Origin of the sequence: Paenibacillus sp. FSL R7-0313 (assembly GCF_037969885.1) — a bacterium.
GTDB lineage: Bacteria > Bacillota > Bacilli > Paenibacillales > Paenibacillaceae > Paenibacillus.
In genome coordinates, this window is sequence record NZ_CP150219.1 from 5,010,212 (window position 1) to 5,031,343 (window position 21,132).

The 21,132-nt window shown below is 43.6% G+C and carries 19 protein-coding genes, 1 pseudogene and 1 riboswitch; of the genes and pseudogenes, 2 read left to right on the forward strand and 18 right to left on the reverse strand.

The window, feature by feature from the left end:
- Positions 1–15: 15 nt before the first annotated feature.
- The 6 genes and pseudogenes from NSQ38_RS21735 to NSQ38_RS21760 form a co-directional block, all read right to left on the reverse strand.
- On the reverse strand, positions 16–1,416 hold the full coding sequence (locus NSQ38_RS21735; protein WP_339784014.1) for a DEAD/DEAH box helicase: 1,401 nt from the start codon (positions 1,414–1,416) through the stop codon (positions 16–18).
- A 117-nt stretch (positions 1,417–1,533) separates the two neighbouring features.
- Entirely contained in the window at positions 1,534–1,848 is a 315-nt protein-coding gene (locus NSQ38_RS21740) for a multidrug efflux SMR transporter (protein ID WP_091030808.1), read from the reverse strand.
- Positions 1,848–2,186, reverse strand: coding sequence for an SMR family transporter (locus tag NSQ38_RS21745; RefSeq protein WP_339784015.1), 339 nt, complete (start codon positions 2,184–2,186; stop codon positions 1,848–1,850). The genes NSQ38_RS21740 and NSQ38_RS21745 overlap by 1 nt, the downstream gene beginning before the upstream one ends.
- A gap of 102 nt (positions 2,187–2,288) precedes the next feature.
- Positions 2,289–2,389, reverse strand: a riboswitch (guanidine-I (ykkC/yxkD leader).
- 70 nt (positions 2,390–2,459) lie between these two features.
- Positions 2,460–3,089 (reverse strand): pentapeptide repeat-containing protein, encoded by a 630-nt coding sequence (locus NSQ38_RS21750; RefSeq protein ID WP_339784016.1) that lies wholly within the window; start codon positions 3,087–3,089, stop codon positions 2,460–2,462.
- A gap of 11 nt (positions 3,090–3,100) precedes the next feature.
- Positions 3,101–3,865 carry a methyltransferase domain-containing protein gene (locus NSQ38_RS21755; protein WP_339784017.1) on the reverse strand — a complete coding sequence of 255 codons (765 nt, stop codon included), beginning with the start codon at positions 3,863–3,865 and terminating at the stop codon, positions 3,101–3,103.
- A gap of 241 nt (positions 3,866–4,106) precedes the next feature.
- A pseudogene (locus NSQ38_RS21760) lies at positions 4,107–4,376 on the reverse strand (aldo/keto reductase); the annotation flags it as partial.
- A 371-nt stretch (positions 4,377–4,747) separates the two neighbouring features.
- Here NSQ38_RS21760 and NSQ38_RS21765 point away from each other — a divergent pair.
- A complete protein-coding gene (locus tag NSQ38_RS21765; RefSeq protein WP_339784018.1) occupies positions 4,748–5,665 on the forward strand; it encodes an AraC family transcriptional regulator in 918 nt (305 codons plus the stop codon).
- A gap of 179 nt (positions 5,666–5,844) precedes the next feature.
- On the opposite strand, the gene NSQ38_RS21770 is transcribed toward NSQ38_RS21765, so the two are convergent.
- The 12 genes from NSQ38_RS21770 to NSQ38_RS21825 all read right to left on the reverse strand — a co-directional run bounded on the left by NSQ38_RS21770 (position 5,845) and on the right by NSQ38_RS21825 (position 19,361).
- Positions 5,845–6,924 carry a low specificity L-threonine aldolase gene (locus tag NSQ38_RS21770; protein ID WP_339784019.1) on the reverse strand — a complete coding sequence of 360 codons (1,080 nt, stop codon included), beginning with the start codon at positions 6,922–6,924 and terminating at the stop codon, positions 5,845–5,847.
- Positions 6,921–7,343 carry a MarR family winged helix-turn-helix transcriptional regulator gene (locus tag NSQ38_RS21775; protein WP_339784020.1) on the reverse strand — a complete coding sequence of 141 codons (423 nt, stop codon included), beginning with the start codon at positions 7,341–7,343 and terminating at the stop codon, positions 6,921–6,923. Before NSQ38_RS21775 ends, NSQ38_RS21770 begins: the two co-directional genes overlap by 4 nt.
- A 413-nt stretch (positions 7,344–7,756) precedes the next feature.
- Positions 7,757–9,475: an ABC transporter ATP-binding protein gene (locus NSQ38_RS21780; protein ID WP_339784021.1), complete on the reverse strand. Its 1,719-nt coding sequence runs from the start codon at positions 9,473–9,475 to the stop codon at positions 7,757–7,759.
- A 2-nt stretch (positions 9,476–9,477) separates the two neighbouring features.
- Positions 9,478–9,852: a hypothetical protein gene (locus NSQ38_RS21785; RefSeq protein WP_339784022.1), complete on the reverse strand. Its 375-nt coding sequence runs from the start codon at positions 9,850–9,852 to the stop codon at positions 9,478–9,480.
- A gap of 225 nt (positions 9,853–10,077) precedes the next feature.
- Positions 10,078–12,168: a serine hydrolase domain-containing protein gene (locus NSQ38_RS21790; RefSeq protein WP_339784023.1), complete on the reverse strand. Its 2,091-nt coding sequence runs from the start codon at positions 12,166–12,168 to the stop codon at positions 10,078–10,080.
- Between the two features lie 34 nt (positions 12,169–12,202).
- A complete protein-coding gene (locus NSQ38_RS21795; RefSeq protein WP_339784024.1) occupies positions 12,203–13,657 on the reverse strand; it encodes an alpha/beta fold hydrolase in 1,455 nt (484 codons plus the stop codon).
- A 45-nt stretch (positions 13,658–13,702) separates the two neighbouring features.
- Positions 13,703–14,686: an alpha/beta hydrolase gene (locus NSQ38_RS21800; RefSeq protein ID WP_339784025.1), complete on the reverse strand. Its 984-nt coding sequence runs from the start codon at positions 14,684–14,686 to the stop codon at positions 13,703–13,705.
- Between the two features lie 126 nt (positions 14,687–14,812).
- Entirely contained in the window at positions 14,813–15,799 is a 987-nt protein-coding gene (locus NSQ38_RS21805; RefSeq protein ID WP_339784026.1) for an alpha/beta hydrolase, read from the reverse strand.
- 217 nt (positions 15,800–16,016) lie between these two features.
- A complete protein-coding gene (locus tag NSQ38_RS21810; RefSeq protein WP_339784027.1) occupies positions 16,017–17,387 on the reverse strand; it encodes a HAMP domain-containing sensor histidine kinase in 1,371 nt (456 codons plus the stop codon).
- Positions 17,384–18,058 carry a response regulator transcription factor gene (locus NSQ38_RS21815; RefSeq protein ID WP_076211879.1) on the reverse strand — a complete coding sequence of 225 codons (675 nt, stop codon included), beginning with the start codon at positions 18,056–18,058 and terminating at the stop codon, positions 17,384–17,386. The genes NSQ38_RS21810 and NSQ38_RS21815 overlap by 4 nt, the downstream gene beginning before the upstream one ends.
- Before the next feature lie 73 nt (positions 18,059–18,131).
- Positions 18,132–18,665: a GNAT family N-acetyltransferase gene (locus NSQ38_RS21820; RefSeq protein WP_339784028.1), complete on the reverse strand. Its 534-nt coding sequence runs from the start codon at positions 18,663–18,665 to the stop codon at positions 18,132–18,134.
- A gap of 90 nt (positions 18,666–18,755) precedes the next feature.
- Positions 18,756–19,361 carry a TetR/AcrR family transcriptional regulator C-terminal domain-containing protein gene (locus NSQ38_RS21825; RefSeq protein WP_339784029.1) on the reverse strand — a complete coding sequence of 202 codons (606 nt, stop codon included), beginning with the start codon at positions 19,359–19,361 and terminating at the stop codon, positions 18,756–18,758.
- A 281-nt stretch (positions 19,362–19,642) separates the two neighbouring features.
- Between NSQ38_RS21825 and NSQ38_RS21830 the strand changes: the two genes are divergently transcribed.
- A complete protein-coding gene (locus tag NSQ38_RS21830) occupies positions 19,643–21,082 on the forward strand; it encodes a DHA2 family efflux MFS transporter permease subunit (protein ID WP_339790633.1) in 1,440 nt (479 codons plus the stop codon).
- Positions 21,083–21,132: the final 50 nt, after the last annotated feature.

The window sequence follows — 21,132 nt, forward strand, 5'->3', positions numbered from 1 at the left end:
GGATTTATTTAGAGCTTAATTGGCTCTATCATTCCTAGTTTTGCTGCTGCGGCTGAATGAGCCAGGGTTTGATTTACTGCTACTGCTGTTTGATCTACTGCTATTGGATCTACCGTCGTTTGAACGACTACTGTTTGATTTACCACTCTTGGCAAACCATTCGGATTTGGGCTTGCGTGCCGGGTTAGCTTTGGACTTCGCCGGTTTGCCTGAAGCCGATTTGTTGAACGAAGGTTTACTTCCTGATGCTTTGCTGGTTTTATCAAACACAGGTACACCTGTCATTGGATACGGATGACCTTTCACTTCAGGAATCGTCTTTTTGATTACTTTTTCGATATCCTTCAGGAATGGAAGTTCATCCTTCTCACAGAACGAAATTGCCATTCCGCTTTTCCCAGCTCGACCTGTACGGCCAATACGGTGAACATACGTTTCCGGAATGTTAGGCAGGTTAAAGTTAATGACATGTGACAGTTCCTCCACGTCAATTCCTCTTGCCGCGATATCCGTCGCAACTAATACACGTGTTGCACCACTCTTGAAGTTGTTCAGTGCCCGTTGTCTCTCGTTCTGAGACTTGTTGCCGTGAATAGCCTGTGCCGTAACATTCACTTTGGCCAAATCACGTGTAACCCGGTCAGCGCCGCGCTTCGTGCGTGTGAACACCAATGCCGTGACGATGGATTTATCCTCCAAAATTTGGTTCAACATATGTTGCTTTTTACCGTTCTCCAGCAAATATATAGATTGCTCAATACGGTCTACCGTTGAAGATACCGGTGTGATTTCTACTTTGACTGGATCAACCAGCAGGGTTTTAACCATTTTGGTGATTTCAGGAGGCATTGTAGCTGAGAAGAACAGCGTCTGCTTTTTGTTCGGCATTTTGGCAATGATTCTTTTCACATCATGAATGAAGCCCATGTCCAACATCCGATCTGCTTCATCCAGAACGAGAATCTCAACCATCTTCAGATCAATACGTTTCTGATTAATCAGATCGTTCAATCTACCAGGTGTTGCGATAATAATATCTGCACCTTGATTCAACGCACGCTCTTGTACTTTTTGCGAAACGCCGCCAACAATTGCCGTACAACGAATGTCCGTATATCGGCTATATACCTTGATGTTATCCGCGATCTGAATAGCCAGTTCTCGTGTTGGTGTCAAAATTAATGAGCGAATATGTCGTGTGGACTTGGGTCCTTTGGATCTTTCGCTTAATAATTGAATGATCGGCACCGAAAATGCTGCCGTCTTGCCTGTTCCTGTCTGTGCACATCCCAGCAGATCTCTGCCAGCTAATACAGCTGGTATGGCCTGTTCCTGTATAGGGGTAGGATTAGTATAGTTTGCTTTGCTTAACCCTTCCATAATAGAGGGGATAATATTTAAGTCCTTAAATGTCATGTTGTCTCCTTCATTTACGCACATCTATCAATAAGACGCATCTTTTATTTCACACGTAACGTATAAGGATACCATTAAAAACGTAATCTGTACATTATCTTTTTAATATCACTTTGTTTAACTGACCAATTTAAGACCGACTGCCGATCCAAGCACCATAGCGATAAACAGAATTCTTAGGGCATTTCGAGGTTCTCCGTAAAAAACCATGCCAAGAATAGCACCGCCGGAAGCTCCGATTCCCGTCCATACCGCATATGCTGTCCCCATCGGAAGAGTTTCCATCGCAAGGGACAGGAACAGGAAGCTCAATCCAAACCCGGCTACCAATAGAACCAGTGAAATGAGATTACGGTCTTTGTGCAACTTGTTTATCATAAGCACTCCGATCATCTCAAATACACCTGCCAAGATAAGAAATACCCAGTTCATTATAGTTGCACCTCCTTATTCTTCTCTTTGCTCAGCATTTTAAGACCAATTACGCCGAGTAAAAGTAGACCAATGAGTACCATTTTTCCGGTTTGGACATGTGCATTAAACAGAACAATCTCTGCAAGTACCGTGCCAGCGGTACCCAGGCCAACAAATACTGCATACACGGTTCCCACAGGCAGTGTCCGCGAAGCTACAATCATTAAGCTGAAACTGATCATAATCGCAACCAGGGTGAGGCCCCATTCCAGCAGACCACTCGCATGTTTCAATCCAATGACCCAACCCACTTCAAAGAAAGCAGCAATCACAACCGACATCCACGTTTTATTCATTCCTGTAACACTCCTTCTCTAGTACATTTTTTGTACAGCCTGTAAAGATTCATTAGCGAAAAAACAAAAAAAGCCCGGGAAACAAACTGCATGTAGCAGTTCATCTCCCAGGCTTTTATCCCTCCGTGGCACAACCAACAGGTTGCGGGTTTTCTCTCGGACCAGACCGACACATCCGCCGCGGAACCCTAGAAAACCTGTTTTTATTCTAATGTGTCTCCAATTATACACACTTCTACTATCTTGGCAACCCTGATATTATGATCATGTTATTTATTTGATAACCAAACCCATTAATCCTACAAATGTGGCGGCTTGATGTGGTGAAATCACACAACCGTTGAGATCTTCCATGGTCAGAACCAAGGAGTCAAATTCGCAATCGCTAAGATCCAAATCCTTCAATTTGGTTCCCGTTAAGGAAGCTTGGTCGATGTTACATATATTGAACTCCATTTTTTGCAGTGCCAGATAGGCAAAGTCTGCACCAATCAAGGTACATTCCGAGAAGGAGACCTGTTTCAGATGGGCAAAACGAAAATTGCTATAGTCTCCTAGACCATGAAGGAAACTGACATTTTGCAATCGACTATTGGAAAAATCAGTTCCGACAAACTTGCAGTTATGCCATTCGATCCGATGCATGAAGGCACCAGAGAGATTGACATTGGAGAAGTCGCAGTGTTCGAACCGGACATCGGTGAATTCAAATTGTTCCAAGGCAGACTCCGAGATCGTCACATGTCTAAATACAACATTTTCAAAGGAAACCTTACTCGCTTCCTGTTGATCCAATGTAATGTTCTCGATCAGTTTGTGTTTGTACTCCACTTTGGATTCGAGAAATACAATCGTTTCCGGTTCGAGCAACTGCTCCTGAAGCTTGGGTTTGTCCACTTTCATACCGCATTCCCCTATTCCTTAACAGCTACGACTCGCAGTCGGCTTCTGTCCAAATACCATTGTCCATCCCGCATCAGTTGTGGCTGTACTTTTTTCTCAACTGCTTCCATAATAACATCCTGTTCCGCAGCTGTGATACCACTGAATAAATACTCCGCGAAGCTGGTCAACCACTTTCTGGCACCTGGCTTGAACGGGGTAAATTGGTCCACGTGCTGGGCCAGACGAACTCGAAATCCGTTCTGTTCCAGTAGATTAGCATATTCGCCAATCGTCGGGTGATACCATGGATTCCGTCCTTCCCATTCATATCCACGGGCATCCAATTCTTCTCGTACCGCTGATATTAATATAGCCGTGTTGCCACTTCCAGCAAACTCAGCCACGAATCGTCCTCCCGTCTTGAGCGCTAACTGTACTGATTGTACTACAGCTGGAGCATCCTTTATCCAATGCAGAACGGCATGAGAGAAGACCGCATCAAACGGTTTTTCTGTCCGATAATGACAAGCATTTTCGACTTGAATATTCATATCAGGGTATTTCTGTTTAGCTTGCCTAATCGTCTCTTCTGAAAAATCTATACCTATTGGCAGCGCTCCTCCGGCTGCAATTTTGGCTGTCAGATCCCCATTGCCACAACCCACATCAAGAATACGTTCACCTTGGGATGGCTGGAGCAGGGATAAGATAGGTGTTTCCTGTAACGTTGCAAAAGGAGCGGAATGACCACTCCATGATTCGTTCGCTTGACCGGATGAATGTCCGTTATTCATAGAATATAATCTCCTTTTCAATTAAGGATCTAATGTATCTATAATAACTTTAATATATGAGAACTGTCAATTCACTCATCAGATAACTATAAAAAAAGCCGCCGAATGGCGACTTTAACATTAAGAATTCGGATCAACTGAGATTGCCTGTTACCGGATGCGGTACATACGCTTCTTCTAGAAAACCGATCTCTTCCACAGTCAGCTTCACCGTAAGGGCTGCTATTGCATCCTCCAGATGGTGAATTTTGGTCGCCAGAACAATCTCATCCCGACGCGCAAAGTCCTTCAATGCACGTCCAACAATTTCCTCACTGGTTCCATCCGAATAGATATTGGCCGTATCGAAGAAATTAATACCAGCATCCAACGCCTTCTGGATGAACGGTCGACTCTGCTCTTCATTCAGGGACCATGGAGCCATTCCGCGTTCCGGTACACCGTAACTCATGCAACCTAGACATAATCTGGAGACATCCAGACCGGTACGTCCTAATTTCACATATTCCATATTTCACACTCTCCTTCAATTTGTTCTGTGAATGGATGTTGTCTCGACCTCTTCGGTAACTAGCTCTAACCAGCATGTGAAGTATATCTCTCGATGTACGGAATTTTCTTCGAACTTGATCTGTGATTCGAGCCTGTCAATCAATATTTGCCTCACATGGTTTGATAACCACTTCATCACCTTGTTCACCCAACTTTTCGAATAAACTTTAATCGCTTGGCTCTGTTAACATACTCTTAGTATGCCGAGTCATGGACTGCAAGCGGTATATCAATCGTCTTAATTGATTGCCTGATCCTCTCAGGCCCCCTTTTGCTTCTATACGGTAAGCTTTATAATCTAAGTAGGTTAAATCCGTGAGGAGGATACGTATGACCGAAGAATTATTTCAACCAAAACAGGAATTGAGTGACCTGATCGAACGCCATTCCAATCATAACGGTGCAATGGAAACGGCGATCCCTTCCCTGTTTGTCTATCACCATTCCAAGATTAGTGAACCGGCATACAGAGTATATAAACCTTCATTTTGTGTAATTGTTCAAGGGTTGAAAGAAGTATTGCTCGCACAGGAGCGTTATGAATACGGACCTTCCAATTACCTGATTGCTTCCATGAATCTCCCGGTCATCGGGCAGATTATCAAGGCATCCGCTGATGCACCCTACTTAAGTCTCAAGCTCGAATTCACACCGAACCAAATTCTCGAAGTACTTAACGAATGTAATATCAAGGTAACATTCAACGAAAACGCCAGACGAGCCATGTTTGTAGGTCAGATGGAATCGTCCATTCAGGACGCTGTAATCCGACTTGTTCGATTGTTGGATACGCCGGGAGAGATTCCGTTTCTGGCTCCGTTGTACGTTAAAGAAATCCTGTTCCGCCTCCTTCAAGGGCCTTACGGAGGAGAACTGGCGCAGATTGCGGTTGAAGGTAGCAGCACTTATCGGATCAGAGAAGCGATTGAGTACATCGTTCATCATTGGGAACAGCCATTTCGCATTGAAGATCTGGCTGAGACCGCCAGCATGAGCGTCTCTTCATTCCATCGTCACTTCAAAGAGATCACAGCCATGAGTCCATTACAATTCCAGAAACAATTAAGATTACAGGAAGCACGGCGACTTCTGATGGCCGAATCTGCCGACGCGGCAGATGTAGCGTTCAGGGTTGGTTACGAGAGCGCTTCTCAATTTAGCCGCGAATATGCACGCATGTTCGGTGCGCCGCCCAGAGCCGATATCCGACGGTTGAAAGAGAAATATGACATGGCCTTGAGTGAGTAACCGAGTATGCACCTCTCTATCTCACAACTATCACACAAAAGGCAAACCAAAAAAGGACAACCACAATGAGTTGTCCTTTTTTCAGTATCAGAATTCTGCGTAATTGCTTTTGGATTTATTCAAAATACTCGTATTTATGAGAGGGGAATCGGGCTGTTCTCTTTCATTTTTGAACAAGATCAGACCAATGCTTCGACCCGTTCTGGCACGTGGATCTCTTCGTGCAATAATTGAGCAATGTCACGAGTCAATGCATCCACATTCTCCTGACGAGTTGCCCAGCTGGTACAGAATCGCACCGCACTGTGTGTAGCGTCAACCTTTTCCCAGAAGGAGAAGGTATAACCGCTGCGTAATTTCTCAAGCAAAAGATCAGGCAGAATCGGAAACTGCTGGTTGGTTGGTGAGTCGTACAGGAAACGTACCCCGTGCTGTTCAAGTGAGTCGTGAATTCTCAAGGCCATATCTACCGCATGACGGGAAATATCGAGGTACAGACCATCTTCGAACAACGTTTCGAATTGGATACCCAGCAATCTGCCTTTGGCAAGCAGGCCACCTTTTTGTTTGATCATATAACGAAAATCCGGTTTCAGCGCATCATTCAGGATAACAACCGCCTCTCCCATCAATGCGCCAATCTTGGTTCCCCCGATGTAAAACACATCACACAAGCGCGCAAGGTCAGCAAGTGTCATATCGCAATCACGTGAAGCGAGTGCATATCCAAGACGTGCTCCATCCACGAAAAACGGAAGACCACATGCTCTGCTCACTGTATACAATGCTTGCAATTCTGCCTTGCTGTACATCGTTCCGTTCTCGGTTGGCTGAGATATGTAGACCATGCCTGGCTGCACACAATGTTCCGGTGACGACTCATTCATGTGCGCATCATAGACTGCTCTAACCTGCTCAGGTGTGATCTTTCCGTCCTCGCTTGGAACCGTGAGTACCTTATGTCCCGTAGCTTCAATAGCTCCAGTTTCATGAACCGCAATGTGTCCCGAGGTCGCAGCAATCACACCTTGATATGGACGCAAAATAGACGCAATCACCGTTGTATTCGTCTGTGTACCACCAACCAGGAAATGAACATCAGCTTGCTCATTGTCACAGGCCTGACGAATAAGCATTCTTGCCCGTTCGCAATGCTCATCCGTGCCATACCCGCTCGTCTGTTCCATATTGGTTTCCATCAGTCTTTGTAAAATTCGTTCATGCGCACCTTCGTTATAATCACATTCAAATCGTATCATCGTGTTGTCTCTCCTGCCTTCTTGTTCAACTTCTCTTGTATGTTCATCATGGAGATGTATACCTCTTGAATCTCTTCTTCATTCAATTCTTGCATCAGCTTCAGGATCTGTTGATCGGATCGATCATTCAATTGGGCATACAGTTCCTCACCCTTGGCTGTCAGACGAATCAGACTGACCCGGCTGTCGGCAGCAGAATCCACTTTCACCAGCAGTCCTTCCTTGGACAGCTTGTTCACAATTCGGCTCATGTAACTGCGATCAATGGTCAGAGTATCTACCAGATTGTTCGCAATGCTCTCTCCCCGAATCCCAATCTCAATAATGACCCGTACTTCAGCAAAGGAATACCCTGTTCCGAGAATATGCTTGTCGAGTACACCAAGTATGTTGGTATAAAAACGGTTAAAACGTCGCATGTCAGCCAGTATATCTGGATTTATGTACTGAGAGTTGATGTCAAACCCTCCTTTTTAGTGGACATTGTCAACATTATAATAATCACGTTAGTGGACGTTGTCAACATTATCTTTTCCTTAACATTGTATAACCTCTTTTTTTGACACCATGCAAAAAGCCGCGCATATGCGCGGCAAGGTTTATTTCATTTAGATGCTTTATCCAGATACTTAGTCAGCTACTTAAGTTTCTATATAAATTGAACTAAACATTTACACGAAACGGAGAGGACAGAAAGAACCTGAAGAAGCGGAGCGCTCGCCTTTATCCCCGGATTTCCCCTTTTAAAGAAGGAATAAAAAATCTGGGGATAACAGCGATCGGAAGGTTGTTCTGTCATCGGAGTGGCCAATGTAAATTCAATTTATATGGATTAAGAGTGACTATATTGCACCTGATGAAGACGGCTGTATATCCCTCCAGCGGCGACCAATTCCTCATGGTTGCCCTGCTCAGCGATACCATCTGTGTTTACTACGATAATTCGATCTGCATTCTTGATAGTTGTCAGTCTGTGCGCAATCACAAGTGTTGTTCTGCCCACCGACAATTCAGCGAGTGATTGCTGGATCAGTGCTTCCGTTTCCGTATCCAGCGCAGAGGTTGCCTCATCCAGAATAAGAATGGGCGGGTTTTTCAAGAACATACGAGCAATGGATAACCGTTGCTTCTGTCCTCCGGATAGCTTGACTCCACGCTCCCCAATGACTGTATCCATACCGTCTGGCAACATAAGAATCAATTCCTCCAATGAGGCACGACGGGCGGCATCCCAGATTTGTTCATCCGTTGCACTGAGATCACCATAAGCAATATTCTCCTTAATGGTACCCGAGAACAAAAATACATCCTGTTGAACGATTCCGATATGCTTGCGCAAGGATTGAAGCTTAACGTTACGAATGTCGACGCCATCTACGGTGATACGTCCCTCTTCTACCTCATAGAATCGGGGCAACAGGCTGCAGATCGTCGTCTTGCCTGCACCCGAAGGACCAACAAAAGCAACGGTTTCCCCTGGTCGAACAGACAGACTGATATCACTCAGAATACGCCGACTGGATTCATATCCGAACGAGACGTTCTCGAAGCGAATATCACCCTTCACACTTTCGAACTCAACGGCGTTTTTGCTATCCGCAATTTCAGGTTCTGTATCAATGATCTCCAGATACCGCTTGAAACCAGCGATGCCCTTTGGATAACTTTCTATGACGGCATTGATTTTCTCAATCGGACGGAAAAAGATATTGGACAGAAGCAGGAAGGCCATAAAGTCACCCATATTGATTCTGCCATCGATATAAAACCAAGCCCCGCTGATCATGACAAAGACAGTAACCAGTCGCATCATCATATAACTGACCGAGATACTTTTCGCCATCGTTTTGTAGGCAAGCAGTTTGGTTTTACGGAAATTCTGATTATCCACCGCAAAAAGTTCTTTCTCATGTTCTTCGTTGGCGAACGATTGCACAACACGCATGCCACCAACGTTGTCTTCAATACGCGCATTGAAATTGCCGACGTCTCCGAAAAGTCGCCGATACGTCTTTGTCATGCGACCACCAAATACGATAATGACCCAAGCCATAATTGGGATAATGATAAAGGTAAGCAGCGCAAGCTCAAGATTAATGTTAGCCATCAGCCAGAACGATCCGATCAATGTCATTACTGCGATGAATACATCTTCAGGTCCATGGTGAGCAACCTCGCCTATATCATTCAGATCATTCGTAAGATGACCAATTAAGTGGCCTGTTTTACGATTATCAAAGAACCGGAAGGACAACTTCTGCAAGTGAGCGAACATTTTCTCACGCATGTTGGTCTCAATGTTAATGCCCAGCATATGTCCCCAATATGTAACGACATAGTTCAATACAGTATTAAGTGCATAGATGGATAACAGCACAACACAGGCAAGCAAAATGAGAGGCCAATCCTGACCTGGCAACAATTCATTAATGAATTTGCTGACGGCAAGGGGGAAAGCCAACTCCAGAAGACCTGCGAGTACAGCGCATCCAAAATCAATCAAAAACAGTTTTTTATAAGGACGATAATACGAAAAAAAACGACGAATCATACTTATTCACTCTCACTCTCCAGATCCTTATTGGGGTTTACATCTTCATTTTGCAGCTCGAACAGATGGATATACTCGTCGATGACCTGATCAATAGCTTTTAACTCCCCACTGATCACCGGGCGAATATGTTCATACTCCTCCTGTCCAAGTTGTCGGACAAGCGTTGTTCTTCGATTCTGCATTTGTTCCAGAAATACAAGAATTCGTCCGCGACGGAATGTCTGCGCACCACGGCCCCGTTTTCCCTCATGTTCACCATGACCTCTTCCACGTCTGGAACGTTCTCCACGTTGCTCATTGTCACTCATATCGCGTCCCGGACGCTCACCTTGACGTACACTTCCATCGATTTCATTCAGATCACGATCTCTCATTTTTGCCACCCCCATTACGTGTATACATATGTATACAACGCATTCATGTATACGATTGTATACGCGATAAAAAGAAGTGTCAACCTAAATTTTCCAATAAAGTAACTGCGCTCGTATGTTCATCATCTCTTGAACAGAAAAAAGCCGCGATTTCGCGACTTCTTTTGTTTTTCACTATTTTTACTCCTACGAAAATCATCATCTTTCACTGCACCAAATCTATTGTTACTTTTTCAATGAAATTTCGAAAGTGGAATCCACGTCACCTGCAAATACAATGCGGCCGTTTTCTGGTAAAACAACCTCATTCTGACCGCTGACTACGGTGTGATTAATACAAATACCCTTTTGATCATATACGGCAAAGGCGCCAGTTGCAGGCATTTTAACCGTCATGACTTTTCCTTTCACCGTTGCTGGTATCGAAAACCATCTGGCATATCCGTCTGCTTGAATTGTTGCTAGAGATTGTTTACCCGAATAGAGTGGTTGTACTATTTCCTCACTGGCGTACACACTACCTAGAGCTGTAATGTACTCCACTCCATTCTTCTCAGCGAAATAAATTTCCTTTGCATCCCGTCCTGCCATACCAGGAATTTGCAGATCCGTGACTGCTTCATTGGCTCCAATAATCTTACTATTGGTCACATACCCTGGGGTCTCTTCATTCATATGGAAAGAGAGGATTGGTGATGAATGCAGATATACTGTTGATGTATACTTCTGATTCACCACGTAGTATCTCTTACCTTCACGCTGTTCCCATGAGGCGGTAATATCCTGAGATAATTCATTGGCTTTCAGCTTCTCCGCCGTATATTCGGAGAACGCCAGCTGACCAAGTCCTGGCAAGGATACATAAGATCGAGACCACAGATACGTCCTTCCATTCTGTTCCGTAACGAATTTCAGCTTTTCTGTGCCTTTATCGTTAACAAACGTACCATCCGCTGTATATGTGTATACTTGAGCCGGGTTATTTGGAGCTGTTAGCGCCGATACATTCATTTTTCCAGCATTAATTTCGATCTTCTTAACCGAATTATTAGAACCGTATATACCCGCATACGTGGATATTTCTTCAGGTATAACAGCCTTCACTGGCACGCCAAATGATTTTTCCGGCTTTCGTTCCGTAATAATACCCTTTTCCTCAAGTGCGCTTAGTAATAATTCACTTGCAATGAACTGATCTCTGGCACTCGTTCCCCCTGATGAGGTAACGGCTGCAGCCAGATTGTATTCCGGCAGTACGATTAATGAGGAGTGATACGATATCGTATCTCCACCTTTCGTCAAGGCCTTGATGCCATATTCACTGAATGGGAACAAGTTCACACTATCCCACCCTAAACCGTAAGAGATAGACGTGTCGCTATCCTCCGGCCACATACCTCTTTTGTATTCTTCTTGCGCCATGGCTTCTACCGACTTACTGGATAGAATGCCATCGACTTCTCCCGTGAAGATTTGTGAAAATTTCACTAGATCTTCAGCGGTCGAATAAATGCCTCCAGTAGCGATGATATTATAATTCTCTTGTGGAAGCTGTCCCTCATACACAGGAGAATAGATTCCCGCCATTGCTGCCGGGTCAACGACATCCTGTGGTGTTTTGGTATGTTGCATGTCCAAAGGTTCCGTAAAATAGTGGTGTATGAAAGCCGTAAAAGTCATGCCGCTAACACGTTCAACCATAATCTCGGCCAACGTAAAACCGTCGTTACTATACACCGAGTATGCTCCAGGATCTGCCTTCAGGTTTTGATTCGCCAATTGCTCCAGAAACGTATCATGTGAATACGTGTCGTTATCCCCGTACAATGTGGCATTACTGCCAGTACTGCCCAGCAGACCGGAAGAATGATTCAACAGCATGCGTGGTGTGATTTGGGCGAAGCGCTGATCTTTCATCTTAAAATCAGGGATATAGTCCAAAACAGGAAGATCCAAATCTACCTTTCCTTCGTCAACCAGCTTCATCACAGCCGCTGTAAGCATCATTTTGCTAGTTGATCCTATGCCATAAATCGTATTTGAAGTAAGCGGTACTTTACCCTCTAAATCGTTCTTGCCTGTCTGACCAGACACTACGATCTCTCCGCTATCCATTAATGCATATTGCACACTTGTCGTACCGTACGTCTCCGTGAGCAACTTGGCTTTCTCCGCCACTATTTTCTTGGTTGGTTCATACGTTAGATCGTTGCTGTTACTTGTAGCTGATGCGGCCATGACTGACATTGGAGCCAACATCGTTAACACCAGAGTTAAGGCGGTGATTGAAGTTCGTTTTCCCTTTTGTCGTCCCATTCACATCATCTCCTGAATTTTATATGTTTTGGTATTAGAGTTCTTCTGGGTTTACAAATTTTACCTCCGGATACTTGACGCTCGGTCCCTGAATCAGATCTCCACCCGTTCCTTTCAGCTGCTTGTTAAAGAAATCGAGTACATATTGATTCACGATGTTTGATCCTCTTTTACCATTGATGTCTCCTGTTATTCCGGACAGCTTAACCAGCTCCGAATAGAATTGAAGATCTGTGAAATTGAAGTGCTGGGTTCCTTCTACATAAATCACATTTCCCCCATGATTGATAACATTTTTCATAATGTGTAGCTCATCTGAAAGAAATTTAGTTACTTCATCATCCGAATTTCTATCCACTTCAAAATTGGCTAACCAGTCTTCAAAACTTCCCGATCGGATGAACATAAATGGCTTGTTTATATCATCTCTATTTTCCACTTCATATAATGACCCATCCATATTAACCCCGGCCTTGATTCTCTGATCTAGATAAGTTGCATTAAACGCGGTTGCCCCCCCAAAAGAATGCCCCATTGCGCCTATGTTATTTAAATCGATCTTACCTTTAAATTGACTTTCGATTGCACCTGAATTCAGCTTTTCGATTTGATCGATTACAAACTCCACGTCTTTCGTCCATATATTCCCTGTTTTTGTACGTTCCTCTAGTGTAGTCGTACTTTTTTTATAATCCGTTACACGGCCATCTGGAAAAAGGGTAGCAAAGGTGCTATACGTATGATCGATGGTGACCACGATAAACCCATGACTGGCCAGATTCTCGGCCTGCGATGCATGTAGAACTCTACTGGTTCCCATACCATGAGATAGCAGTATCACTGGATAAGGACTTGTAGAAGACAATATTTCACTATTTTCATAAGAGTTGGTTTGACTATACTTCCAATAGTCGAGCACAAATTCAGGCAGTTTTAAAGAATTAGAGAAGCTCTGAATATACTTTTTGAACCTCTCTTTATCTTTTGGAAACAGCGTGTCACGCTTGTTATTATTGCTGTTTTCAGTTGGGTACCAAACTTGAACCATTAGTTCCCTCTTATCGCTTTGATCTTCAGTGAAGCTTTCGTCTCTGTTCTGGTCCGTTAAATGAAATGTTTGAGTTCCCACTTTCTCTGGACCATCCGGCTTCGGCAAATTAAAGACAGGTAAGTATACAGACAAGGCAGTAGAAGCAACCAGCAGAATGACAATCAGGGAAGATAAACTATATTTCAAGAACTTCCCTATTTTTAGATTCATCATCTTTTCGGAATGTCTGAGTAAAACAATAATTATGAATAGAGCCGTCATGATATATACCAAAAGCAACTGCCATCTGTATCCCTCAACTAACAATTGAACTACGAGTATAACGCTACTTCCTATCCCCAAACCCAATCCTGTTTTCTTTGCACTTCTTTTAATAAATAGTAGGTCTATTAGTAAAGCAAAACAGGATAGAACTAACAGTATCTCAAATAACCTCATGTTGAATTCCTCTCTCTTTCATCACGGCAAAGGCCGAAACCATATTTATTTTGCTTCGTTCATAAATGCTCTTACATCTTCAGCAATTTTTTTGAATTGAGTATGATGTAAATAATGTGAACCATCCATAGTGATGACTTTCCCATGTACTGAATCTTTGATCTGCCCTTCATGTAATGGGATCCATCCTTCTACCCCTTCATTATTCGCTTGTACAAAGAGAAGAAGTGGAAGATCTTTAGGGAAGCTTAAACCTTGAGCACCTTTAAAATTGGTATAAATATGATCCATCTCGTTTAATGAGGTGGGATTATACATGTTTTTATTCGAGATCATTTTCATCTGCTCAACCGTCTGTTCATCGAATGCAAGTCCCTCATAGGGGTCCGCACCCACTTTCATCATTAATCTTAAGAGACCTGTATTTCGGAGAAAAGCAAAAGTTTTTAATGGGAACTTCGCATCTGTAATACTTGGTTGGGTGGAAACACTACTGTCAATACCGACAAAAGCAGTCACCTCACCCGGATATTTGTTCACATAATCAATGCCGTAAATGCCTGCAATAGAGTGACCCATAAGCATGTACTGATGAATATCAAGTTGTTGCAGAGCTTCATGAATTTCACTTACGATATTCTCAGTGGTTCTTTCTTTTTCAGTTTCATCACTTAATCCATAACCGAATGGCTCAACAGCAACCACTTTGTAATATGGAGATAATTCATCAATAAGCAGCTTGAAATCAAGCGCTGGTGTTGCTGTTCCATAACCGGGCAGAAGCACAATCGTTTCCTTGCCTTCACCTTGAATGAGCACATTCATATTTTTCCCGTCTACAGATACATGCTGACCGTAGGGCTCTATCTTTTTCGCCTCTGAATTACTACTAATCACATTTGTGATATAAACAATACCTAAAAATAGAATAATGGCAATTAAGATTGCGCCCAGTACTTTAAGTATAATATTTCGTACCTTCTTGACCCTAGTTCTGTTCTTGGCTTTTTTTCCTTCTGGTAGTGTCACTCTGATCTTCTCCTGTCTTGAACTGTTTGTTCGGTTGTCTTCTTTGCTGCTGATGAAATCTTATCCAATGAAAATGTACTCTCCGTGACGCCAATATGAACTGAATATGAATAAGCCAATCAATATTTATTGCTGCGTCATAAAACTCCTGAATTTTTCAGCGATTTCTTTGGCATGGGAACGGTATAAATAATGATTTGCTTCCAGCAGCACCATTTCACCATGTATAGAGTTCTCTATTAACTTCTCGTGTTCGGGAACCCAATTGTCCACTGCCGGATGATTCTTTTGAACAAAGAAAAGAACCGGGAGATCGACTGGGAACGTTAACTGTTCAGCTGCTTTAAAATTGGAATACATGCTTACAATCTCGTTTAATTGAGTTGAATTAAACATGTTCTTTTGTATCAAAATGTTCAATTGTTCTTTGGTTTGTTCATCATACGGTAGCCCAGCATATGGATCATCACTCATTTTCAATTGCAAACGTGGGAAACCCAAGTTACGGTACCATGTAATCGGTACGATTTCTGATGCTTCAACCTTCTGTTCACTAATCGCTGGAACACTGGTGTCCAGCCCGACATATGTACTTACTTCATCTGCATATTTGTTCACATAATCCAGACTATAGATCCCCGAAATGGAATGACCCATTAAGATATACCGATCAATATGTAGACTTTGCAGCGCTTCGTGGATTTCACTTACGATATTTGCTGTGCTGCGTTCCTTGTCAGTCTGATCACTCAATCCATAACCAAAAGGTTCAACCACAACGACTTTATAATAGGGGGATAGTTCTGAAATAAGTGGCTTAAAATCAAGTGCAGGTGACGCTGTTCCAAAACCCGGCAGAAGTACAATCGTTTCCTCGCCTTCGCCTTGAATGAATACATTCATATTTTTCCCGTCTACGGATACATGTTGACCATACGGCTCCATTCTTTTTTGCTCCGAATAACTACTGATTTTATTAACGGTATATACGGTAGCTACAAAAAGTAGGATTACGATAACGATTGCGGCAAACACTTTAAACAAGATGTTTAACACTTTCTTTATTTTGCTTTTACTTTGTACTTCTTTCTCTGCTTGTTGATTCACATTCATCTGCTCCTATCCTCATCTGTATATTGGCCTAACAGGCTGCTAATAAAAGCCTAACCAACGAAGATGTACTCCCCATGACCATAATATGAACGGAGTATGAACAAGCAAAAAAAATGCCATGTGTAACATACAAGGAAGCTTGCATGTTACACATGACATGATAATTCGGTCTAGATACTCCGATGGATATTCTAATTCATTCACCTATCCTGTGAATCTAACTATCGGTTGGTGGATGGATGGGCAACGTGATCATAAAGGTTGTGCCTTGACCAGGTTCACTTTCCACTCGGATGTCACCCTGATGAAGCGATACGATCTGTTTAACGATTGCTAGTCCCATACCACTCCCGTCGTATTTACGACTGTGGGAACGATCTGCCTTGAAAAAGCGGTCGAATATACGCTTCTGGTCTTCCAGGGGAATTCCAATGCCCGTGTCGGATATTAGAACAGTCACATTTTTGAAATCCTCTTCGATACGGACTTTAATCATACCGCCATCCTTGGAAAACTTGATGCTATTTCCTATGATGTTTGTCCATACCTGATTTAACTGGTCGTGATCAGCCGTTACCTTCACGTTCTCCAAATCAAGCTCGAAATGAATGTTGCGCGCAGACCATTGCGGCTGAAGTGCCACGATGACCCGCCGGATCTGTTCATCAAGGCTTAACGTGGTGAGCCGTAGTTGCTGTGACTGCGATTCAAGCAAACTCAGCTTGAGCAGGCTATCGCTCATTTTGGACATTCGTTTCGCTTCAGAGATGATAATATCCAGATAACGGTTCCGTTCTTGTTCTGAGAGGTTTACTTGCTTCAGTGCCGAAGCGTAACCTGATATCGAGGTGAGAGGAGACTGAACCTCGTGTGAAACATTTGTAACAAATTCCCTGCGCATCTGCTCCAACTGCTTCAGATCATGCATCATTTCTTCAAAGCTGCGGGCCAACGTACCAATCTCAGTCGTTTGCTTAATGTTCAACTTGACGTTGAAATCTCCAGCTGCAATTCGTTTGGTTGCTTGGGTCAACTTCTTGATCGGTCTCACCAGATATACAGAAGCAACCAGGATTAACAAACTTCCTGTCATCAACGAACTGATTGCAAAGATCAAGCCCCACTTGACCACAAACGTGGCTGAGGGAGGTGAGAGTGTTTCCAAAAACATCGCTTTGGTTCCCATCTCCGTTTTCAAAGGCAACCCTAAAATCACCGTAGCGATCCCATCCCTCGTATCTTGAACAACGCCCCCAGCTAATACTTTCTTTAGTTGCTCACTCGTCACAGCAGCAGACTTATGTCCGTTAAGTTTTCCGTAAGACTCGAACTGACCGGAAGCTTCGTAAATTCGGATATGATAGGAATTGAGCTGCTTCATTCCACTTACGTACAAGTCCGCTTCACGTACTGGGAGGGTCTTATAGATCTGCACAACGTCTTGGCCAAAATTACGCAAGTTAATTTGAGCGTTTTGGTTCAATTTGTCCTCAAATATCCAGGTAGATACAAAAAATGAAATGACCGTACCAGCGATGACAGACCCCAGAAAGGTCAGGACCACACGAATATATATGGATCGGATCATTCGTAGACCTCAAGTCTGTATCCTAGCCCACGTACCGTTTCAATTCGAAAATCAGGTGTAGTTGCGAATCGTTCGCGTAGGCGCTTAATATGTACGTCTATCGTTCGATCATCTCCGGCGTAATCAATACCCCATATCTGATCGATTAATTGCTCACGTGTATAGACTTGTCCTGGTGTTCCAGCAAGCTTATACAGTAATTCGAACTCCTTAAGTGGTAACGTAAGCGACTCCGTGCCTCTCATCACCTTATACGTCTGACGATCCAGAATGACGTTGCCAAACTGGATTGTGTGTGTGGAGCCGATTTTGTATCGTTTGAGCAATGCTCGGACACGAGCGGTAAGCTCCAATGGATCAAATGGTTTGGTCAAATAATCATCCGTTCCCAGTTCGAATCCTTTCACCTTCTCCCAAGTCTCTCCTCTCGCCGTCAACATGAGTAGCGGGAGGTCGGGATTGGCTCTCCGGAGTTCCTTGCACAGTGCCCAACCGTCCATAACAGGCATCATAATATCAAGCACAACCAGATCCACTGGAGTTTCGCCATACACGGTGAGAGCTTCCTTACCGTCCGCAGCTTCCACCGTTGTGAATCCATCGTTTTTTAGAAATAAACAAACGAGTTCGCGAATATTCGCATCGTCGTCAGCAACGAGTATAGTAGCCATAGGTTTTTTCTGTCCTCTCCGTTACGTTGAAATATATAGTTCAACTTATATAGTAAATAGTAAAACCTCGTGCTTATAGTATATCTACAGCAAACATCGTATGCTCTTTCAACGTTCCCTGGATTGGCACAGGCTGTGACCCATTCTCCTTGAATCCTGCCTTTTGAAGGACACGGATAGAGCCTGTGTTTTCTGGTACAGCGCCAGCTTCGATTCGAGTAATTTTAGTTTCGTGTTTGGCAAACTCCAGCACACATTGCAGGGCTTCGCTCATATACCCTTTTCCTTGATGTAGAATATCCGTCACATAACCAACGATCCATTTTGGGGTAGAATCCAATATGATCTCGAACAAAGAAATTTCACCGACGAGTTCATCCGTTGTATGTAGAAAAATACCAAAAGAATAGCGATTTCCGTCTTCTCTCTTCTTGTTCCAGCTCTCAATAAGTGACCTTTGCCCTTCCAAGATGTAGAAAGACTCATCCCGATTACTCGCTGAGATTTTCTCAATTTCCGCACGGTTACGAATCTGTAGATCCAGAAGCAAAGCGGCATCTTCCAGATTCCAAAATCTCACATAGATACGTTCTGCACTATATTTCATTACATTATTCCTCCTCTATTACGTTAGGTCAAATGGGCTGCAATTTTCCTGTCATATCTCCCTGTTTGCCATCAGTGGATTCTACTTTGATTATATCAGGTCATTATACGAGTACGAGCGAATCAAAGAGAATTGTTTCGCCAGAAAATGCGGGGAATACGGCATGTCGTTGCGCAGCCAGGCGACAATGGTGCCGATCAGGGCGGAAGAACCGTACCAGATTGCAATCTCCTTATGAATACCAGATTCTTCGAGTTCATCCTCCATCTCCACCCGATCAATTTTGGCTTTGACCAGCGTACTCAACAATTTGAGCAGTCGTTCGGTAAAAATCGGTGTGCGCTTTGTAGCAAGTACGACCTTATAAAACGAGGCGTTCTCTGCAAAATGCTCCAGTAACTTGACCAAAACAGGCCAAGCCTCTTCCGTCCTATGCTTCTCAAAATGAGGGGCATATTCATCCACGATCCGTTCAATATGCTCAATCATCTCGTCGGCCATCTTCTCCATCATATCCGTAATATCTCGATAGTGCAGGTAGAAGGTTACCCGATTAATCGTCGCTCGTTCGGCAATTTTGTTGACTGACAACTTCTCAATATCCATTTCCTGCAGCAATTCAACAAATGCACCTCGAATTAACTGACGTGTTCGCAATATTCTTGGGTCCACGGCTGATTTCTTCTCGTCTTTCACGTGTATCCCTCCTTCAAATTTTGAACATTACAATTTTAAACGATCAGTCGTTTATTTTTGATTTAGACAACAAACTCATAATTTCTGTAAAATAAACAACGAAAACACATCATAACGTAAATTGTAATCTGTCCGAATATGTATATAATTCAATAAATACAATGTAAACTATACAACACGTTGTAAATTTAGTCACGCGTGGATTGAAAGGATGAAAAGGATTGAGTCAGGCTAGAGTACAAGAAGAATTATCCGTAAAGAAAGGCCCCATCCTGTTTATCATGATTTTGGGAGCCTTCCTTGCAACGTTGAATCAAACGATCATGAGTGTCGCTACACCGGAACTGATGGGTGATTTTAACATCTCCGCCGCAACAGCACAATGGTTAACGACAGGTTATATGCTGGTGAACGGGGTACTTATCCCCATTACGGCTTACTTCATGCAACGCTTTTCAACCAAGCAATTATTCCAAGCTTCAATGTTTATTTTCCTGATTGGTACCATCGTATCCGCCCTTGCAACCAACTTCGGCACATTGCTGACAGGACGCATGATTCAGGCAGCGGGCGCGGGCATTATCATGCCGCTCTTGATGAACGTTATTTTGACCTTGTTTGCTCCTGAAAAACGAGGATCAGCCATGGGTATGGTTGGTTTTGCGATCATTTTCGCCCCTGCAATTGGGCCTACACTTGCCGGTTATATTCTGGAGAACTACTCTTGGCAAACGATGTTCTACGGCATGATACCCTTAACTCTTATTGTCATTGCCTTTGCGTTTGTATACCTGAAGAATGTATCCGAACGAGTTAGTACGAAGTTCGACACCATCAGTGTTGTACTGTCCACCATCGGATTCGGCGCATTGCTGTATGGCTTCAGCAGAACAGGAAGTCTGGGATGGTCAAGTGCAGAAGTACTTATCTGTATCGCTGCTGGTATAGTTGCTCTTGCACTATTCACATGGCGGCAGCTCGTTTCAGATACTCCGCTGCTTGATCTGCGGGCTTTCAAATACAACATGTTCTCCCTGACCACGGTCATTAGTATCGCAATTACGATGATCATGTATGCTGACATGATGTTGCTTCCCTTGTACCTCCAGAACGCACGTGGTTACACTGCACTGGAGTCCGGATTATTACTGCTCCCGGGTGCTCTTGTCATGGGCTTCCTGATGCCTGTAGCCGGAAAATTGTTTGACCGATTTGGAGCAAAATGGCTGGCTGTTATCGGGATGGTGATCACCATCGTGACGACAATTGGTTTCATCGACTTAACGGATTCAACCAGCTATGGTTACCTGGTATTAATGTCAACTGGCCGCCGAATTGGTATGGCTCTGCTCATGATGCCGATTCAGACTGCGGGGCTTAACCAACTGCCACCAAGACTTGGTGCACACGGTACAGCTATCTCCAACACCGTCAGACAAGTAGCTGGCGCTGTAGGTACTTCATTGCTCGTGAGTGTCATGACCTCCCGTACAACGGCACACGTACAGGATATGATGGCGACTGGTGCAGCCAATGGTCTCAGTCAAAAACAGCTTGCTACAGAATCCATGATCCAGGGTATCAATGATGCTTATGTTGTTATCATCGGTATCGCTGTTGTGGGATTGGTTCTTTCCTTCTTTATCAAACGTACCAAACAAGCCAAAGAGGAAGAAATCAAACAGGTGGTAAGACAAAAAGTTTCTATGAACTCAAATTAAGGTGTCCAGCCTCATAATTGCTTGCATAACAAAGCGGCAGATCAAGACGT

What these genes read in the sequence shown, in the direction of transcription:
- NSQ38_RS21820 (WP_339784028.1), bottom strand. Translation starts at nt 18,665, where the DNA reads ATGAAATATAGTGCAGAACGTATCTATGTGAGATTTTGGAATCTGGAA.
- NSQ38_RS21805 (WP_339784026.1), bottom strand. Translation starts at nt 15,799, where the DNA reads ATGAATGTGAATCAACAAGCAGAGAAAGAAGTACAAAGTAAAAGCAAA.
- NSQ38_RS21810 (WP_339784027.1), bottom strand. Translation starts at nt 17,387, where the DNA reads ATGATCCGATCCATATATATTCGTGTGGTCCTGACCTTTCTGGGGTCT.
- NSQ38_RS21750 (WP_339784016.1), bottom strand. Translation starts at nt 3,089, where the DNA reads ATGAAAGTGGACAAACCCAAGCTTCAGGAGCAGTTGCTCGAACCGGAA.
- NSQ38_RS21755 (WP_339784017.1), bottom strand. Translation starts at nt 3,865, where the DNA reads ATGAATAACGGACATTCATCCGGTCAAGCGAACGAATCATGGAGTGGT.
- NSQ38_RS21785 (WP_339784022.1), bottom strand. Translation starts at nt 9,852, where the DNA reads ATGAGAGATCGTGATCTGAATGAAATCGATGGAAGTGTACGTCAAGGT.
- NSQ38_RS21775 (WP_339784020.1), bottom strand. Translation starts at nt 7,343, where the DNA reads ATGCGACGTTTTAACCGTTTTTATACCAACATACTTGGTGTACTCGAC.
- NSQ38_RS21740 (WP_091030808.1), bottom strand. Translation starts at nt 1,848, where the DNA reads ATGAACTGGGTATTTCTTATCTTGGCAGGTGTATTTGAGATGATCGGA.
- NSQ38_RS21765 (WP_339784018.1), top strand. Translation starts at nt 4,748, where the DNA reads ATGACCGAAGAATTATTTCAACCAAAACAGGAATTGAGTGACCTGATC.
- NSQ38_RS21830 (WP_339790633.1), top strand. Translation starts at nt 19,643, where the DNA reads ATGATTTTGGGAGCCTTCCTTGCAACGTTGAATCAAACGATCATGAGT.
- NSQ38_RS21770 (WP_339784019.1), bottom strand. Translation starts at nt 6,924, where the DNA reads ATGATACGATTTGAATGTGATTATAACGAAGGTGCGCATGAACGAATT.
- NSQ38_RS21735 (WP_339784014.1), bottom strand. Translation starts at nt 1,416, where the DNA reads ATGACATTTAAGGACTTAAATATTATCCCCTCTATTATGGAAGGGTTA.
- NSQ38_RS21745 (WP_339784015.1), bottom strand. Translation starts at nt 2,186, where the DNA reads ATGAATAAAACGTGGATGTCGGTTGTGATTGCTGCTTTCTTTGAAGTG.
- NSQ38_RS21790 (WP_339784023.1), bottom strand. Translation starts at nt 12,168, where the DNA reads ATGGGACGACAAAAGGGAAAACGAACTTCAATCACCGCCTTAACTCTG.
- NSQ38_RS21815 (WP_076211879.1), bottom strand. Translation starts at nt 18,058, where the DNA reads ATGGCTACTATACTCGTTGCTGACGACGATGCGAATATTCGCGAACTC.
- NSQ38_RS21795 (WP_339784024.1), bottom strand. Translation starts at nt 13,657, where the DNA reads ATGAGGTTATTTGAGATACTGTTAGTTCTATCCTGTTTTGCTTTACTA.
- NSQ38_RS21780 (WP_339784021.1), bottom strand. Translation starts at nt 9,475, where the DNA reads ATGATTCGTCGTTTTTTTTCGTATTATCGTCCTTATAAAAAACTGTTT.